This window comes from Paraburkholderia sp. BCC1876 (genome assembly GCF_902833695.1).
GTDB lineage: Bacteria > Pseudomonadota > Gammaproteobacteria > Burkholderiales > Burkholderiaceae > Paraburkholderia.
The window spans coordinates 52,726-69,971 of the sequence record NZ_CADFGI010000007.1 but is presented as its reverse complement, the minus strand read 5'-3'; the positions used below and the strand labels follow the sequence as shown (position 1 = coordinate 69,971).

The following is a 17,246-nucleotide window of genomic DNA, read 5'->3' as shown; positions in this document are numbered from 1 at the left end:
TTGCTTTCCGTTGCGGCGAAGGCACGGCTAGCGCACTCCCGTTCAAGGAATCGTACGATGAAAACCATCAAAGGGCCGGCGATCTTTCTCGCCCAGTTCATGGGCGACGAGGTGCCGTTCGACAATCTCGCGCATCTCGCGGAATGGGCGGCGGGTCTCGGCTTCAAAGGTATTCAGGTGCCGTGCGACCCGCGTCTGATCGACCTCGAACAGGCGGCGGCGAGTCAGACCTATTGCGATGCATTGCGCGAGACCGCGGAAAACGCGGGCGTGACGATCACCGAACTGTCGACGCATCTGCAAGGACAACTGGTGGCGGTGCATCCGGCTTATGACGCGTTGTTCGACGGATTTGCCGCGCCACAAGTGCGAGGCAATCCGGCGGCTCGCACGCAATGGGCGATCGAGCAGTTGAAACTGGCCGCGAAGGCTTCACAGCGTTTGGGCTTGAGCACGCATGTGTCGTTTTCCGGTGCGCTGGCGTGGCCTTATCTGTATCCGTGGCCGCAGCGTCCGGCGGGTCTGGTCGAAGCCGCGTTCGATGAACTCGCGCGCCGCTGGACGCCGATTCTCGATGCGTTCGACGCCGCCGGTGTCGACGTCTGCTACGAACTCCATCCGGGCGAAGATCTGCACGACGGTGTGAGCTTCGAGCGTTTTCTCGATGCGGTGAAACAGCACGCGCGGGCCAATATTCTTTACGACCCGAGCCATTTCGTTTTGCAGCAGCTCGACTATCTGGCGTTTATCGACATTTATCACGAGCGGATCAAAGCGTTCCATGTGAAGGACGCGGAGTTTCGACCGAACGGTAAACAGGGCGTATACGGCGGGTATAGCGGCTGGGTCGAACGCGCGGGGCGCTTCAGGTCGCTCGGCGATGGGCAGATCGATTTCGGCGCGATCTTCTCGAAGATGGCGCAGTACGATTTTTCCGGCTGGGCGGTGTTGGAATGGGAATGCGCATTGAAGCATCCGCATGATGGCGCGCGTGAAGGTGCGGAGTTTATCCGGCGGCACATCATTCGTGTGGCGGAGCATGCGTTTGACGATTTCGCGGAGAGTGGCGTGGATGCGGCGCAGTTGAAGCGCGTGCTGGGTATCTGACAGGGATCAAATCAATGGCGCAAAGAAGGCTCAGGTTGGGCATGGTCGGCGGCGGGCAGGGCGCGTTTATCGGCGCGGTGCATCGGATCGCGGCGCGGCTCGACGATCGCTTCGAACTGGTGGCGGGCGCGTTGTCGTCCGATCCGCAGCGTGCGCAGGCCAGCGCCGCCGAGGCGGGCATCGCGCGTAGTTACGCCGACTGGCGCGAGATGGCGTGCGCCGAAGCCGCCCGCGACGACGGCATCGACGCGGTGGCGATCGTCACGCCGAATCATCTGCATGCGCCGGTTGCGACGGCGTTTCTCGAAGCGGGTATCCATGTGGTGTGCGACAAGCCGCTAGCGATTTCGCTCGCGGAAGGCGAGGCGCTCGCGAAACTCGCACGCGAGAAGAACAAGCTCTTTGCGTTGACGCATACGTATTCCGGTTATCCGATGGTGCGTTACGCGCGCGAACTGATCGATTCGGGTGGACTCGGCGAATTGCGTGTGGTGCAAGTCGAATACGCGCAAGACTGGCTGGCGGAACCGATCGAAACGAGCGGCACGAATAAACAAGCCGGCTGGCGCACGGACCCTGCGTTGGCGGGCCCGGCAGGCTGTCTCGGCGATATCGGCACGCACGCGTATCACCTGGCCGCTTTCGTCACGGGGATGACGCCGTCGTCGCTCGCGGCGGAGGTGCATACCTTCGTGCCGGGACGTCGCATCGACGATCATGTGCAGGCCATGCTGCGCTATGCGAACGGCGCGCGCGGCATGCTATGGGCGAGTCAGGTGGCGAGCGGCGCGGAGAACGCGTTGCGTTTGCGGGTGTATGGAACGAAGGCGAATCTTGCTTTCGATCAGGAACAGCCGAACGACTTGTGGTTCACGCCGCTGGGTGGTTCGGCTGAACGTTTGACGCGAGGGCGGGTGAAAAGCGCGATCGCGGCGCATGCGACGCGTGTGCCGGCGGGACATCCTGAAGGCTATCTGGAAGCGTTCGCGCAGTTGTATAAAGACGCGGCGTTGCAGATCGAAGCGTTGGACGCGGGTCGCGCGCTGCCGGCGGAAAGCCTGTTGCTGACGACGGTGGAAGACGGTGTGGCGGGGCTGCGGTTTATCGATGCGATGCTGGCGAGCAGCGCAGCGGATGGCCAGTGGCGGGAGATTGGGGGCGCTTGAAAGAGCTGTAAAGAGCTGTAAAGAGCCTGAAGCAGGGTGAAAGCGAGCCCCCTCGGCTCAACTGCCCTTGCTTTTCTTGATCTGCTCTTCAAACGCGATATCCAGCTTGCTCGCTTTACGCGGTTTCGGCGGGCCGTACGCGTCGACGAATTTGACGAAGTCGTCGAGCGTGAGCGGGTCGGAGACTTTCTTGTCCGATCCGCTCGATTTGTCGACGAGGTAGAACAAGCCGCCAGACAGGCTGATCGCGGCGAACTGCGGATTGCCGCTGCGCGTTTTCAGCCGCTCGACAGCGTGGATGGCTCGGGTGGTACGCATGGTGGAGGACTGCTGGTGGGGGAAAGACCGCTACTGTAGCAACAAACCCGCAGATCAGGTCGTGGACAACTGCTCCGCAAATCGCGCGATCACGTGGGCGAAGTCCTCGAATTGACCGGCGCTGTTTCGCGCATGATGGATCGCACGGATCGCCTCCAACTCGGCATGGGTTGCGGATTTGAGGAACGCGTCGTCGAACATGCCTTCGAGCGCAGCCTGCCGGCGGTCGCGCAAGGACGCAATGCCGAGCTTCAGGAGACCGATCATGTAGTCCGCTTTTTTATCCGCGGAATCGGTGGCCATGATTGCGCCGTCTAAAGCATATTTGAAGCGCTCTTCGCAGGCAGGATCGAGCGGCGATATACACAAGCTTCCGTCGAACTCTTCGTCTTTCGCGTGGCCGCAGTGCAGCGGCAACTTGCGCGAGCGCTCGCGGATACAGGACGCGAGCAGATTTTCATACTCAAGTGCCTGTTCAGGGGCATCCGCTTGCGGCGCGAAGTGCTCGATGTGACTATCGGCCCGGCTAATTCTGCGGCCGCAATAGCAGCAGGTGTCGCCTTGTACGGCAATCAGCGCATCGTGCAGATCTTTCTTCTCCGGATTCTTGAGATCCGGATAGCTCGGTTTCCAATCGTCGTTTGCCAGCTTCTTCCAGGCCTTCAACTAATCCGGCTCTTTGTTTTTTGCAACGTATCTCATCGGCCAAGGATCTCCTTTCTCTTCAGCAGTGCTTCCGCACGGTTCAACTCGACGATACCGGGCGCCTTGACGCGCAGCGCGGCAAGGCGTTCGCGCGCGACGTCCAGTTCGTCTCGAGCCAACGCCGCGAACAGCAGCGATAGTTCGTCCGCTACTTCCAGTGGGCGAGCGGAGGCACCCATGATTTCTTCGAGCACCGCGCTCGAATCCAGTCCGTAGCTAACCTGCGGATTGGCACCGATGCCATCAATCAGCACGATGATTTGCTCCGGCTTCATCTCACTCAGGACTTGCGGAGAATGACTGGCCACAATGAACTGGATAGCCGGAAACGCGGATTGCAAACCCAACGTAAGCGCCCGCTGCCACGTGGGATGCAAGTGCGTGTCGAGTTCGTCGACCAGTACGATGCCTGGCGTTTGCTTCAGCACCTCCAGCGCGAGGTGAGGGTTCAGGATGCAGATTCGGCGCGCAATGTCGGCGACCAGGCCGACGACGGCACGTTGCCCGTCGCTCAGATTGGCGAAAAGCGTGGCGGGCTGCCCGGACGGCGAATCGTGCTTCCATTCGACGAGCAGGCCCTTCTCGCGCATGTCGTATTTGATGCCTTTGATTTCGTCGATGGCATTGGCGAGTGCGTGGTTGACGAGGGCGAGTTCGTCGTTGTGGATGTCGTCAAAGGCTTGTCCGGTTTCGGATGAAACCTGGAACCGCTCCAGCGATTTGGACATGGCCCACACCAGCAACGCCCCAGCGTTCGTCGACGCGTCCCCGTAATTTTTGTACGCGTCCATGCGGCTTGTTCGTTGGGTGGCCGCCGTCAGCTCATTCTGGTCGCCCTGGTCCCAACGCCGACTGGCACGGTAATAGGCGAGGAGCGGCAAAGTCTGGCCGCTCTCCGTATTGTTCTTTTGATTGATGGCCGCTGCTGGGTACGGCATGACATGGGGACGATCCGCCAACGCGTTGCGCTCGACGCCCCAGGTCACGCGTGCGCCATTGAAAATGCCGCTCGCATTGACGGACACGGGGAACTGCGGTTCGAATCCAAGCTGCCCTTGAACTTCAACGCGCGCGCGTCTGACGGCGTCGTCGCTGAGCATCTGAAGTTGCACGGGAGCAAACTCTGCGGCGGATACCGCAAAGACTTCGCAAATACCATTCAGCAACGACGTCTTGCCGCTTCCGTTGCCACCCACCAATACGTTGAACGACGGCGAGAAATCCACTTCCAGCCCACTATGGCACCGGTAGTTGGTCAGCCTGATACTGTCGATTCTCATGGTAAGGGTCCTCTCTGCGATTGCCGACGATGCTGAGACGCAAGTTGTACGAAATGCTTTGAACGATCTAATCGTGGCGGCTCGCAAACGCAAATCTCATCTTCCAGCAAATCTTACCTTCATCGACTTTAGGCTTGTCTAGCCTTTTTTCCATATCTTTTTTCGCAGCCAACTCCCCCAATCCTCGAGCACCGTATAAACCACCGGCACCACCACCAACGTCAGAATCGACGACGTAATCACCCCGCCAATCACCGTCTGTCCCAACGGCCCACGCTGTTCGCCACCTTCGCCCAGCGCCGCGGCCAACGGCAGCATGCCGAAGATCATCGCCAGCGTGGTCATCAGAATCGGACGCAGCCGCACCCGCGCGGCTTCGAGCAAGGCCTCGCGCCGCTCCATCTTGCGCCCCTTGCCGGACGCATCCAGCAGCGTGCCGCGCCGCGCCTGATTCGCGAAGTCCACCAGCAGAATCGCGTTCTTCGTCACGAGCCCCATCAGCATCACGAAGCCGATGATCGAGAACATGTTCAACGTGCTGCCGAACAGCAACAACGCGACCAGCACGCCGATCAGCGTCAGCGGCAGCGACGCCATGATCGCGAGCGGTTGCGCGAAGCTCGCGAACTGCGACGCCAGAATCATGTAGATGAAAATCACCGCCAGCGCCAACGCTTCCACCGCGTAAATGAACGACTCGTTCATGCTCTTGGTCGAGCCTTCGAAGCGGTAGTGATAGCCGGCCGGCAGATGCATCGCGTCGAGCGTCTTCGCGACGTCGGCGGCGACTTCGCCGGGCGAGCGGCCGTTCACGTTCGCCGACAACTCCACCTCGCGCTGCAGATCGCGCCGGTTCAGCACGTCGGGACCGGTCGTCTTGACGATATCCGCGACCTGCCGCAGCGGCACCAGCACCGGCGCGCCGTTCGCGTCGGTGCGATTGGTGGCGATCATCAGCCGCGCGAGATCGTCCACGTCCTGGCGCTGCTCGCGCGGCAGCCGCACGCTGACGTCGTAATCCTGGTCGTCGGGCGCCCGCCAGGTGCTGATCGCGTCGCCGGAGAGCAAGGGTCGCAGCGCCGTGCCGATATCCGCGACGCCTACGCCGAGGTCGGACGCCAGTTCGCGCTTCACGTTGATCGCGACGATCGGCTTGTCCGCCTTCAGGCTCGAATCCAGATCGACGAGTCCGGGAATCTTCGCCATGCGCGCCTGAGCCACGTCGGACAAGCGACGTAGTTCGTCGATGTTGTCGCCCTGCAAGCTCAACTGAATGGCCTTGGTGCTGCCCGCGCCGTCCGACATGCCGATTTCCGTCACCGACACGCCCGCCACCGACGCCAGCCGCGCGCGAAACGCATCGTTCAGCTCGACCATGCCGCGCGTGCGGTCACGCCGGTCTTTCAGGCGCACGGTAATGAGCGCGGTGTTCTTGCCTTGCGTATTGCCCGAGTTGACCGTTGCATAGGTGAAGCGCACTTCGGGATAGGTCGCGAGAATCGCCTGCACCTGTTTGACTTTCTCCGACGTCGCTTCGAGCGATGTACCCACCGGTGTATTCAAACCGATCTGCGTTTCGGAGAAGTCCGCGTTCGGCACGAACTCGGTGCCGACGAACGGCACCAGAAACAGGCTGCCGAAAAACGTCACCGCCGCGATGACCAGCGTGATCGCGCGATGCTTCAGGGACCACCCAAGCAGCCGCTGATAAAACGCCGTGAGCCGGTCGATCTGCTTGTCGAACAGATGCAGCGAACGCTGGATCAAGCGACCGTAACGGTAGCCCTTGCGTCCCGTGTCCGCGTCGTGCAGATCGGGGTCCGGCCAGATCGACGACAGCATCGGATCGAGTGTGAACGATACGAACATCGAGATCAGCACGGCGGCCGCGACCGTAATGCCGAACTGATGGAAGAAGCGGCCGATGATGCCGCCCATGAAACCCACCGGCAGAAACACCGCGACGATCGAGAAGGTGGTGGCCAGCACCGCCAGCGCGATTTCCTTGGTGCCGTCGAGTGCGGCGGTTCGATGGTCCGCGCCGAGCTGCACGTGCCGCACGATGTTCTCGCGCACAACGATCGCGTCGTCGATCAGCAGGCCGACGCACAGCGACAGCGCCATCAGCGTGATCACGTTGATCGTGAAGCCGCACGCGTACATCACCGCGAATGTGCCGATCAGCGCGATCGGCAGCGTGAGGCCGGTGATTACCGTGCTGCGCCACGAGCCGAGGAACAGGAACACGATCAGCACGGTGAGCAATGCACCTTCGAGCAGGGTGCGTTTCACTTCGTTGACGCTGTCTTCGATCTCGATCGACGAATCGTCGGTGACATCGAGCTTGACGCCGGGCGGCAGCAGAGGCTGCAGACGCGCGACTTCGTCACGCACGCCATGCGCGACGTCGACCGTGTTTTCGCCCTGGGCCTTGATGATCGACACGAACAACGCGCGCTGGCCGTTCAATAGCGCGGTGCTGTCCGGTTCCTGCTGGCCGTCCACCACGTCGGCGACCTGGTCGAGCGTGACCGGCTGCGTCGCCGAACTCGCGGTCGGAATCGCGGACTGCGCGCCGCGTCGCGCGATGATGATGCGCTTGAAGTCGTCCGGTTTATCGAAGCGGCCTTTGATCTGCACGGTCTGTTCGATATGGCTCGATGTGAGCGGGCCGGCCGGAATCTCCTGATTTTCGTTCTGCACCGCGCGGATCACCTGATCGACGCCGATCGACAGCGCCTGCAGTTTTTCCGGCTTCACGTCGATCTGCACCTGGCGCTTCACGCCGCCCACCAGCGAGACCGAGCCGACGCCGCGTACGGTTTCGAGCCGCTTGCGCACGATCTGATCGGCGACGGTGGTGAGGTCGCGCGTGGACAGCGTGGCGCCCGGCGCGTTCGATACCGCGACCGTGACGATCGGCGTATCCGCCGGGTCGTAGCGCAACACGCGCGGGTCCTTCACGCCGTCGCGCAGATCGGGGCGGATCAGCGCGATCTTGTCGCGCACGTCTTGCGCGGCCTGCACCGCGTCAACCGCCAGATCGAATTGCACGATCACGACCGACTGCGCGTCGTAGGAGCGCGACGTGATTTCGTCGATGCCGCTGATCGTGTTGACTGCTTCCTCGATCTTGCGCGTGACGTCGGACTCGACCGATTCCGGTGACGCGCCCGGATACGCGGTCTGCACGACCACGATCGGAAACGTGATGTCGGGAAACTGATCGACCTTCAGCCGCTGATAAGAGAACAGACCGATGACGAGCAGCGCCATCATCATCATCGTGGCGAGCACCGGGTTGCCGATGCTGATGCGGGTGAACCACATAGGCGCGGGCTCCGGTCAGTGCTGGCCGGCGGCCGGCGATGCGGCCTGCGCCGATGAAGCCGAGGCCGCAGAGGCCGATGAAGCAGGCTGCACCACATGCACCGTACTGCCGATCCGCAACGAGCCGAGATTGTTCTTCACGATCCGCTCGCCGACGTTCAACGGTCCGCTGGTGATTTCGGTCCACGAGTCGCCGTCGGCGTCGCCGGTCGCGCCGGTTTGCACCGGCTGCTCGACCAGCTTGCCGCCGACCAGCGCATACACGCTGTGGCGCGCGCCGTCGGTACGCACCGCAGTGGCGGGCACCACCAGCACGTTCTGCCGACTGCCCACCGCGATCGTGCCCGTGCCGAACATGCCCACCCGCAACGTGCCGGCCGGATTGGCGACCTGCACGTACACCATGATCGACCGCGACCCTGGCTGCGCGGCGGGGTTGATCCGCGTGATCGCGCCTTGCACCGGCGTATCGATACCGTCGAACGCGATACTCACCGGCTGGCCGATCCGCACGCGGCCGATCTCGCCGACCGGCACCGGCGCTTCCAGTTCGAGCGTGCGCAGATCGACCACGTCGAACAGCTTGGTGTCGACGGCGACTTTTTCGCCGGGCTCGACCGAGCGCGTGGCGATTTGTCCATCGAGCGGCGAACGCACGAGCGTATCGTCGAGCGACAGATTCGACGACGCCAGCGCCGCTCGCGCTGCATCCAGATTCGCGCGGGCGATTTCGTACTGGCTTTGCGCGGTGTCGAACGCGTTCTTCGAAATGAAGCCTTTTTCGACCAGCACGCGGTTGTTGTCGAGTGTCTGTTTGGCGATATCGAGTTGACCGGCCATGGCCGCCATCTGGCCGCGGCTTTGTTCGGCGCGGGCCACGTAATCGCGGGCGTCGATCCTGGCGAGAATCTGACCGGTCTTGACCGTGTCGCCCTCGCGCACCGCGACGTCGAGCGCCGAGCCGGCCACTTTCGATTTGACCGCGGCCTGCGTGATCGCGCGCAGCGAGCCGGTCAGCGGCAAGGTTTCCGAGAGGGTGCGACGGCTGACCGTGGTGAGATCGTCGGGTGCGAATTCGACGATCGAAGAGACGGTTTCCGTGGCGGCAGCGGGTGCGCTGCGCTTCCTGATAGCCTGGGCGATCGCGATAGCGAGGATCACGATGACGACAACGGCGGCGATGACGATACGTTTTCTGGTTTTTAGCATGCGCGGTCTGACGGACTTCACGGCACTGGCGGGCGCGCTAGCGGCCTCATGGTCACGAGGCGCCGCGCGCTCGCACGGAATCGGCGAATTAGCCTGAGCCCGCGTTCATCGCAAGCTGGCCGTCAGCATGGTACACGCAGCGTGGGTGCGATGCGCCTCCCGAACGGGGTGCGCGAATAGCGGGCAGGCGCAGCGGCCGGAAGGCGGCCGCCGCGCCGTGCGCGGCGTTGAGCGGTGCGGAACTCGCCGCGCATAACGGCGGGTTCCGCGGCTCAGCCGCTCACGAAGTCATTCACCCAGTCACTCACTGACTCAGGTAGACAAACTTGCCGTTTTTAATGATGCCCATCACGCTCGCGCGCTGATCCAAACCCACATGATCCTTCGGGCTCGTATTGACCACGCCGTTCGGCACGACCAGCTCATGCGCGTGCTCCAGCTCGTCGCGCAACGCGGCGCGAAACGCCGGGGTGCCCGGCTGCGCCGTCTTCAACGCACGCGCCACGGCATCCTGCAGGCGCGGATAAACACCGGCCGCGTCGCCCGCGAACTGCGTCACGCTGCCCGCGCCGTACTTCGCTTCATATTCGTTGGTGAACGCGAGCGCCGCTTTCTTCGCCGGATGATCGGCCGGCAGCGTGCGCGCCACCACGACCGGCTGGGTCGGGAACAGCGTGCCTTCTACATCCTTGCCGCCGAGCTTGATGAACTCCGGCGTGGCGATGCCGTGTGTCTGATAGATCGGGCCTTTAAAGCCGCGTTCGATCAGCGTGCGCTCCGGCAACACGGTCGGCGTGCCCGCGCCGGCGATCAGGATCGCGTCCGGTTTGGCGGCCATCAGCTTCAGAATCTGGCCGGTAACGCTGGCATCGGTGCGGTTATAGCGCTCGGTGGCGACCAGTTGGATGTGACGCAAGGCCGCGAACTTGCTGAACTCGTTGAGCCAGCTTTCGCCGTAACCATCCGCGAAACCGATGAAGCCCACCGTCTTCACGTTGTGGTTCGACATGTAGCGTGTCATCACGTCGGCCATCGCGCTATCGGTCTGCGCCATCTTGTAGGCCCACACCTTCTTGCCTTCCTGCGGCTCGACGACGCTGGCCGAGCCGATCAGCGTGATCATCGGCGTTTGGCTTTCGGCGACCGGATCAAGCGCCGCCATTGCCGCCGGCGTGATGTTCGGGCCGACGATGACGTCGACGTGGTCCTCATTGATCAGCTTGTGGATATTGCGCACCGCGGCGCCCGGATCGGAGCCGTCGTCGAGGAAGATGTAGTCGGCTTTCTGGCCGGCGATCGTGGCCGGCCACATCAGCATCGCGTTCTTGCTCGTGATGCCGATCACGGCGGCCGGGCCGGTGCTCGACAGATCGATGCCGACCTTGATGTCGGCGTGCGCGGCGGTGGCGAGCAGCAGCGCGCCGAGGGCGGCCAGGCCGCGAATGCTGTTTTTATGCGACTGATACGACGTCATCGAGAGGTCTCCGTAGCGGGAAGCGTGCTGCTGTCAAATACTGCGGTCAAAGTTCGTAGGTTTCGTGTTCGCCCTTCAGCGCCTGTTCGATCAGCTTGCGATTCATGCTCGGCGACAACAGCTCGACGAGCGTGTACACATAGCTGCGCAGATACGCGCCGTTTTTCAGCGCGACCCGCGTCACGTTGCTGCCGAACAGGTGGCCGACCGGCATGGCGCGCAAATGACGGTCGCGTTCGGCGTTGAACGCGATATCCGCCATGATGCCGACGCCCAGACCCAGTTCCACATAGGTCTTGATCACGTCGGCGTCGATCGCCTCCAGCACGATGTCCGGGTGCAGCCCGCGCAGGCGGAACGCCTCGTTGATCTTGGTGCGGCCGGCGAACGCGTTGTCGTAGGTGATCAGCGGATACTGGGTCAGATCATCCAGCGACAAAAGTTTGCGGTCGAGTAGGGGATGATCCGGCTGCATCACCGCGACGTGATGCCACTGGAAGCAGGGCAGCGACACCAGCTCCTTATAGTTGGCGATGGCTTCGGTGGCGATCGCCAGGTCGGCCTGATCGTGGATCACCATTTCGGCAACCTGGGTCGGGCTGCCTTGCAGAATCGAAAGGTGAACCTTCGGGAAACGCTTTTTGAACTCGGCGATCGCCGCCGGCAGCGAATAGCGCGCCTGCGTGTGGGTCGCTGCAATGACCAGATTGCCCTGATCCTGCGCCGCGTAATCTTTACCGACCCGCTTGAGACTCTCCACTTCCTGCAGGATCTTCTCGACTGACTGCAAAATGATGCGCCCCGGCTCGGTCAGCGAGCGCACCCGCTTGCCGTGCCGCGTGAAGATCTCGACGCCCAGTTCGTCTTCCAGCTCGATGATCGCCTTGGAAACGCCCGGCTGGCTGGTGAACAGCGCCTTGGCCGCTTCCGTCAGGTTGAAATTCTGCCGCACGGCCTCGCGGACGAAGCGGAATTGGTGCAGGTTCATATATAACCTCTCCGCATATCAAAGTAATTTTTTAGTCGTTTGAAATATAAGGCGAGTTTATTACGATCTGTCCATCTTTTTCAATATGGATATCTGTATTTGTCATAAGCAAATGAGAGATGGGTCTAAACGCTCGTTTGCAGCAGCTGACTAACACCAGGTATTCAAGGCGCAGCGGAACCGGATCGCCGGCCGCCGGACCGCTGTGTGTGTCACGCAAAAAATTGGGGTCCCCGAATGTACCAATACGATCAGTACGACCAGACCATCGTCGATGAACGCGTCGCGCAGTACGCCGATCAGGTTCGCCGCCGCTTGTCGGGCGAATTGAGCGAAGAGGAGTTTCGTCCGCTGCGTCTGCAGAATGGCCTGTACATGCAGCGCCACGCGTACATGCACCGCATCGCGATTCCTTACGGCAACCTGCGCAGCGACCAGATGCGCGTGCTCGCGCAGATCGCACGCGAACACGACCGCGGTTACGGCCATTTCTCGACGCGCTCGAACATCCAGTACAACTGGATCCAGCTCGAAGAAACGCCGGAAATCCTGCGCAAGCTCGCCGCGGTGCAGATGCACGGCATCCAGACCTCGGGCAATTGCATCCGCAACATCACCGCGGACCAGTTCGCCGGCGTCGCGCCGGACGAAATGGTCGACCCGCGGCCGTGGGCGGAAATCCTGCGCCAATGGTCGACGTTCCATCCGGAATTCGCGTGGCTGCCGCGCAAGTTCAAGATCGCCGTGTCGGGTTCGAAAGAAGACCGCGCTGCCGTGCAGATTCACGACATGGGCGTGTATCTGAAGAAGAACGAGCAGGGCGAACTGGTGGCCGACATTCTGGCCGGCGGCGGCATGGGCCGCACGCCGATCATCGGCGCGATCATCCGCAAAGATTTGCCGTGGCAACACCTGCTGTCGTACTGCGAAGCCGTGCTGCGCGTGTACAACCGCTATGGCCGCCGCGACAACATCTACAAGGCGCGGATCAAGATTCTCGTGAAGGCGTTGAGCCCGGAGAAATTCTCGGCGCAGGTCGAAGAAGAATGGCAGCACCTGAAGGACGGTCCGGCGACGCTCACGCAAGCCGAAGTGGATCGCGTGTCGCAGTACTTCCAGCCGCCGGTGTACGAAAAACTGGCCGATACCGACGCTTCGTTCGAAAAGCATCTGCTGGAAAACCGTGCGTTCGCCCGTTGGGTCGAGCGTAATGTGCGTCCGCATAAGGTGTCGGGCTATTCGTCGGTGACGCTGTCGCTGAAACCGACCACCATCGCCCCGGGCGATGCGACGGATGCGCAGATGGAAGCCGTCGCCGATTGGGCCGACGAGTATTCGCTCGGCGAGATTCGCGTGTCGCACGAACAGAATCTGATTCTCGCGAACGTCAAGAAGCGCGATCTGTTCGCGCTGTGGGAAAAGGCCAAGGCGCAGGGTTTCGCGACGCCGAATATCGGGTTGCTGACCGATATCATCGCGTGCCCGGGCGGCGATTTCTGCTCGCTCGCGAATGCGAAGTCGATTCCGATCGCGCTGGCGATTCAGGAGCGCTTCAACGATCTCGACTACGTGTACGACCTCGGCGACGTGTCGCTGAATATCTCGGGTTGTATCAATGCGTGCGGTCACCACCACGTCGGCAACATCGGCATTCTGGGCGTCGATAAGGACGGCTCGGAGTGGTATCAGGTGACGCTCGGCGGCGAGCAGGGATCGGGTGCGAACGGCGCGAACCTCGGCCGCGTGATCGGCCCGTCGTTCTCGGCGGAAGAAATGCCGGACGTGATGAGCAAAGTGATCGATACGTTTGTCGAAAATCGCCACGAAGGCGAGCGCTTCATCGAAACGTATAACCGCATCGGCATGGCTCCGTTCAAGGAACGTGTGTACGCCTCGCGTCAACCGGCTCACGCGTAACCGCGACAAGGATACTGAACAGATGGCTTCTATCATCAAGAATCGCGCGATCGTCAACGATGACTGGACGCTGGTGCGTCCCGCCGAAGACGGCTCGCTGCCGGCCGTGAACGACTTGCCCGCGGGCAAGGTGCTGGTGCCGCTCGCGTTGTGGCAGGCTGAAGGCGATGCGCTTGCCGCTTCGCGCGGCGCCGCCGAAATCGGCGTGTGGCTCGCGCCGGATAGCGAACCGGCGGATCTTGTTGCCGACTTCGACAAGATCGCGCTGATCGGCGTGGACTTCCCGGTGTTCCGCGACGGTCGTGGTTACAGCATTGGCCGCCTGCTGCGCGAGCGTTATGGCTACAAGGGCGAACTGCGTGCGATCGGCGACGTGCTGCGCGATCAGATTACGTTTATGTTTCGCTGCGGTTTCGATGCTTACGCGCTGCGCGAAGACAAGGATTTCGACGACGCGCTGAAGGCGTTCGACGAATTCAGCGTGCAGTATCAGGGCGCGGTGGATAACCCGCTGCCGTGGTTCCGCCGTCGTGAAGCGGCTGCCGCTGCTGCATCGGAAAAGGCTTCGGCATGACGATCGCCACCTCGCTCACGCCGGAACTCGCTGCGAAGGTCGAGCGCCTCGATGCGCTGCTCGATTCGATCGCCGCGCGTCACGCGAACGTGAAGCTCGCGAGCAGCCTCGCGGCGGAAGACATGCTGCTCACCCACGCGATCCTGTCGCGCGGCGTGAAGATCGGCATCTTCTCGCTGAACACGGGCCGTTTGCATGCGGAAACGCTCGGCATGCTCGATCGCGTGAAGGATCGCTATGGCTACGACATCGAACAGTTTCATCCGCTGGCGGCGTCGGTTGACGAATATGTCAGCTCGCACGGTCTGAACGCGTTCTATGAAAGCGTCGATTTGCGCAAGCGCTGCTGCGAAGTCCGCAAGGTCGAGCCGCTGAATCGCGCGCTGTCGGATGTCAGCGCGTGGGTGACGGGGCAACGCCGCGAGCAGTCGGTGACACGTGCCGAACTGCACGCGGAAGAGCACGACGCCGCGCGCGACATCGCCAAGTTCAATCCGCTTACCGATTGGACCGAAACCGAAGTGTGGGATTATCTGAAGGCGTTCGACGTGCCGGTCAATCCGCTGCATGCGCGCGGCTATCCGAGCATTGGCTGCGAGCCGTGTACGCGCGCGATCCGTCCCGGTGAAGATAGCCGGGCAGGACGCTGGTGGTGGGAATCGCGCGATACGAAGGAATGTGGGTTGCATATCACGACGATTACCCCGATTCCGTTCAATAGCAGCGAGAGTGCATCGGGCCTGAAAGTTTAGGTCTTGAATGGACCTTGGCTTTCGGTTTGAACGCCGCACATACTGATTTGAATACTTCCGCGTCGGCAAGCCACCGCTTGCCGGGCGAATCAACGAAGGACCGAACATGAGCACCACGCTCGACTCCACTGTGAACGCACCACTCGCTAATACGGCAAACCGGATGGATCACCTCGATTGGCTCGAAGCCGAGTCGATTCATATCCTGCGCGAACTGGTCGCCGAATGCAGCAAGCCCGCGCTGCTGTTTTCGGGCGGCAAGGATTCGGTCGTCGTGCTGCATCTGGCGCTGAAGGCCTTCGGCATCGGCGCGAATCGCAAGACCGTGCTGCCGTTCCCGCTTGTGCATATCGATACCGGCCACAACTACGACGAAGTGATCGACTTCCGCGATCGCCGCGCGAAAGAGATCGGCGCGGAGCTGGTGGTGGGTCACGTCGAAGATTCGATCAAACGCGGCACCGTACGTCTGCGCCGCGAACTGGATTCGCGCAACGCCGCGCAAGCGGTGACGCTGCTCGAGACTATCGCCGAACACGGCTATACCGCGCTGATCGGCGGCGCGCGCCGTGACGAAGAAAAGGCCCGTGCGAAAGAACGCATCTTCTCGTTCCGCGACGAATTCGGTCAGTGGGATCCGAAGGCGCAACGCCCGGAACTGTGGAGCCTGTATAACGCGCGTCTGCATAACGGCGAACATCTGCGCGTGTTTCCGATTTCGAACTGGACCGAACTCGACGTGTGGCAGTACATCGCTCGCGAACAGCTTGAGTTGCCGTCGATTTACTACGCGCATCATCGCGAGATCGTGCGCCGCAATGGTCTGCTCGTGCCGGTTACGCCGCTCACGCCGATGCGTGAAGGCGAGACCAGCGAGACCGCGCTGGTGCGTTTCCGGACCGTTGGCGATATTAGCTGCACGTGCCCGGTGGAAAGCGATGCGGATGATCTCGAGAAGATCATCGCCGAAACGGCCGTGACCGAAATCACGGAACGCGGCGCGACGCGGATGGACGACCAGGTGTCCGAAGCCGCGATGGAACAGCGTAAGAAGCAAGGTTACTTTTAAGCACACGAGGGTAAGACAATCATGAGCGGTATTCACCAACCAGAAGACCTCGGCGTGCTGCGTTTCATCACCGCGGGCAGTGTCGACGATGGCAAGAGCACGTTGATCGGCCGCCTGCTGTACGACAGCAAGGCCGTGTTGAGCGACCAGCTCTCGGCGCTGTCGCGCGCGAAGAATAAGCGTACCGTCGGCGACGAAATCGATCTGTCGCTGCTGACCGACGGCCTCGAAGCCGAACGCGAGCAGGGCATTACGATCGACGTCGCGTATCGTTACTTCGCGACCGCGAAGCGTAAGTTCATCATTGCCGATACGCCGGGTCACGAGCAGTACACGCGCAACATGGTGACGGGTGCGTCGACCGCGCATGCGGCGATCATTCTGGTCGATGCGACGCGCGTCACGTTTGTCGATGGCGTCGCGCAATTGCTGCCGCAGACCAAGCGTCACAGCGCGATCGTCAAGCTGCTCGGTTTGCAGCATGCGATCGTCGCGATCAACAAGATGGATCTGGTCGACTACAGCGAGCAACGCTTCAACGAGATTCGCGATGCGTATGTCGAACTCGCGCGTCAGTTGGGTCTAAGCGATGTGCGCTTCGTGCCGGTGTCGGCGTTGAAGGGCGACAACATCGTGACCGCGAGCGAAAGCATGCCGTGGTATGCGGGCGAGCCGCTGCTGGACTTGCTCGAAGCGTTGCCGGTGGAGATTCCGACGGGTCAGGCGCTGCGTTTCCCGGTGCAATGGGTCGCGCGTCAGGACGGCAGCCAGGCCGACGATTTCCGCGGCTACATGGGCCGTGTCGAAGCGGGCGAAGTGAAGGTGGGCGACACGGTCGTCGTGCTGCCGGCGAATCGCGAAGCCACGGTGGCCGAGATTATCGCGCCGGTGGTGGGCGGCACGGCGCTGGTGGATCGTGCGTTTGCCGGTCAGACGGTGACGATCCGTCTCGCGGAAGACGTCGACGTGTCGCGTGGCGATACGTTCGTGCTGCGTGAAGAAGCGCCGGAGCCGGCGAAGAAGCTCGAAGCCGATCTCTGCTGGTTCGACGACACGCCGCTGTCGACGCAACGCAAGTATCTGTTGAAGCAGACCACCAATACGGTGTTCGCGCGCATCGGTGCGATCAAGGAAGTGCTCGACGTGCATACGCTGTCGCAGGCGACCGATCGCAAGGAACTGGCGATGAACGATATCGGCCGTGTTGCGCTGACCTTGCAGAAGCCGCTGGTGTGCGATGTGTATGATTCGCATCAGGGGACGGGGGCGTTCGTGCTGATCGACGAGGCGACGCACCATACCGTCGCGGCTGGGATGATTCGGGCGTTTTCGGCTTAAGGTTGTGACGCGCTGCCGG

The 17,246-nt window shown here is 62.0% G+C and carries 14 protein-coding genes; 7 read left to right on the top strand and 7 right to left on the bottom strand.

Annotation, left to right across the window (positions count from 1 at the left end):
• The first annotated feature begins 57 nt into the window (after positions 1-57).
• Positions 58-1,107 carry a sugar phosphate isomerase/epimerase gene (locus HWY05_RS24190; RefSeq protein WP_035552574.1) on the top strand — a complete coding sequence of 350 codons (1,050 nt, stop codon included), beginning with the start codon at positions 58-60 and terminating at the stop codon, positions 1,105-1,107.
• A gap of 14 nt (positions 1,108-1,121) precedes the next feature.
• Positions 1,122-2,273: a Gfo/Idh/MocA family oxidoreductase gene (locus HWY05_RS24185; RefSeq protein ID WP_176059877.1), complete on the top strand. Its 1,152-nt coding sequence runs from the start codon at positions 1,122-1,124 to the stop codon at positions 2,271-2,273.
• Positions 2,274-2,330: 57 nt separating this feature from the next.
• On the opposite strand, the gene HWY05_RS24180 is transcribed toward HWY05_RS24185, so the two are convergent.
• The 7 genes from HWY05_RS24180 to HWY05_RS24150 form a co-directional block, all read right to left on the bottom strand.
• On the bottom strand, positions 2,331-2,591 hold the full coding sequence (locus HWY05_RS24180) for a hypothetical protein (protein WP_035552568.1): 261 nt from the start codon (positions 2,589-2,591) through the stop codon (positions 2,331-2,333).
• Positions 2,592-2,645: 54 nt separating this feature from the next.
• On the bottom strand, positions 2,646-3,257 hold the full coding sequence (locus HWY05_RS24175) for a retron system putative HNH endonuclease (RefSeq protein WP_208459107.1): 612 nt from the start codon (positions 3,255-3,257) through the stop codon (positions 2,646-2,648).
• Positions 3,258-3,289: 32 nt separating this feature from the next.
• Entirely contained in the window at positions 3,290-4,576 is a 1,287-nt protein-coding gene (locus HWY05_RS24170) for an AAA family ATPase (protein ID WP_035552565.1), read from the bottom strand.
• 138 nt (positions 4,577-4,714) lie between these two features.
• Positions 4,715-7,906, bottom strand: coding sequence for an efflux RND transporter permease subunit (locus tag HWY05_RS24165; RefSeq protein WP_176059876.1), 3,192 nt, complete (start codon positions 7,904-7,906; stop codon positions 4,715-4,717).
• Between the two features lie 15 nt (positions 7,907-7,921).
• Positions 7,922-9,115: an efflux RND transporter periplasmic adaptor subunit gene (locus tag HWY05_RS24160; RefSeq protein ID WP_176059875.1), complete on the bottom strand. Its 1,194-nt coding sequence runs from the start codon at positions 9,113-9,115 to the stop codon at positions 7,922-7,924.
• Between the two features lie 304 nt (positions 9,116-9,419).
• Complete coding sequence (locus tag HWY05_RS24155; RefSeq protein WP_035552556.1) at positions 9,420-10,589, bottom strand: ABC transporter substrate-binding protein; 1,170 nt, start codon at positions 10,587-10,589, stop codon at positions 9,420-9,422.
• 46 nt (positions 10,590-10,635) lie between these two features.
• Positions 10,636-11,577 carry a CysB family HTH-type transcriptional regulator gene (locus tag HWY05_RS24150; protein WP_035552554.1) on the bottom strand — a complete coding sequence of 314 codons (942 nt, stop codon included), beginning with the start codon at positions 11,575-11,577 and terminating at the stop codon, positions 10,636-10,638.
• A 237-nt stretch (positions 11,578-11,814) separates the two neighbouring features.
• Here HWY05_RS24150 and HWY05_RS24145 point away from each other — a divergent pair, with 237 nt between their 5' ends.
• The 5 genes from HWY05_RS24145 (at position 11,815) to HWY05_RS24125 (ending at position 17,227) form a co-directional block, all read left to right on the top strand.
• Positions 11,815-13,494, top strand: coding sequence for a nitrite/sulfite reductase (locus tag HWY05_RS24145; RefSeq protein WP_035552552.1), 1,680 nt, complete (start codon positions 11,815-11,817; stop codon positions 13,492-13,494).
• Positions 13,495-13,516: 22 nt separating this feature from the next.
• Entirely contained in the window at positions 13,517-14,068 is a 552-nt protein-coding gene (locus tag HWY05_RS24140; protein ID WP_176059874.1) for a DUF934 domain-containing protein, read from the top strand.
• Positions 14,065-14,820 (top strand): phosphoadenylyl-sulfate reductase, encoded by a 756-nt coding sequence (locus tag HWY05_RS24135; protein WP_176059873.1) that lies wholly within the window; start codon positions 14,065-14,067, stop codon positions 14,818-14,820. Before HWY05_RS24140 ends, HWY05_RS24135 begins: the two co-directional genes overlap by 4 nt.
• Positions 14,821-14,926: 106 nt before the next feature.
• Positions 14,927-15,889, top strand: coding sequence for a sulfate adenylyltransferase subunit CysD (cysD, locus tag HWY05_RS24130; RefSeq protein ID WP_176059872.1), 963 nt, complete (start codon positions 14,927-14,929; stop codon positions 15,887-15,889).
• A 21-nt stretch (positions 15,890-15,910) separates the two neighbouring features.
• Positions 15,911-17,227, top strand: a complete 1,317-nt coding sequence (locus HWY05_RS24125) for a GTP-binding protein (protein WP_035552541.1) — start codon at positions 15,911-15,913, stop codon at positions 17,225-17,227.
• Positions 17,228-17,246 lie beyond the last annotated feature (19 nt).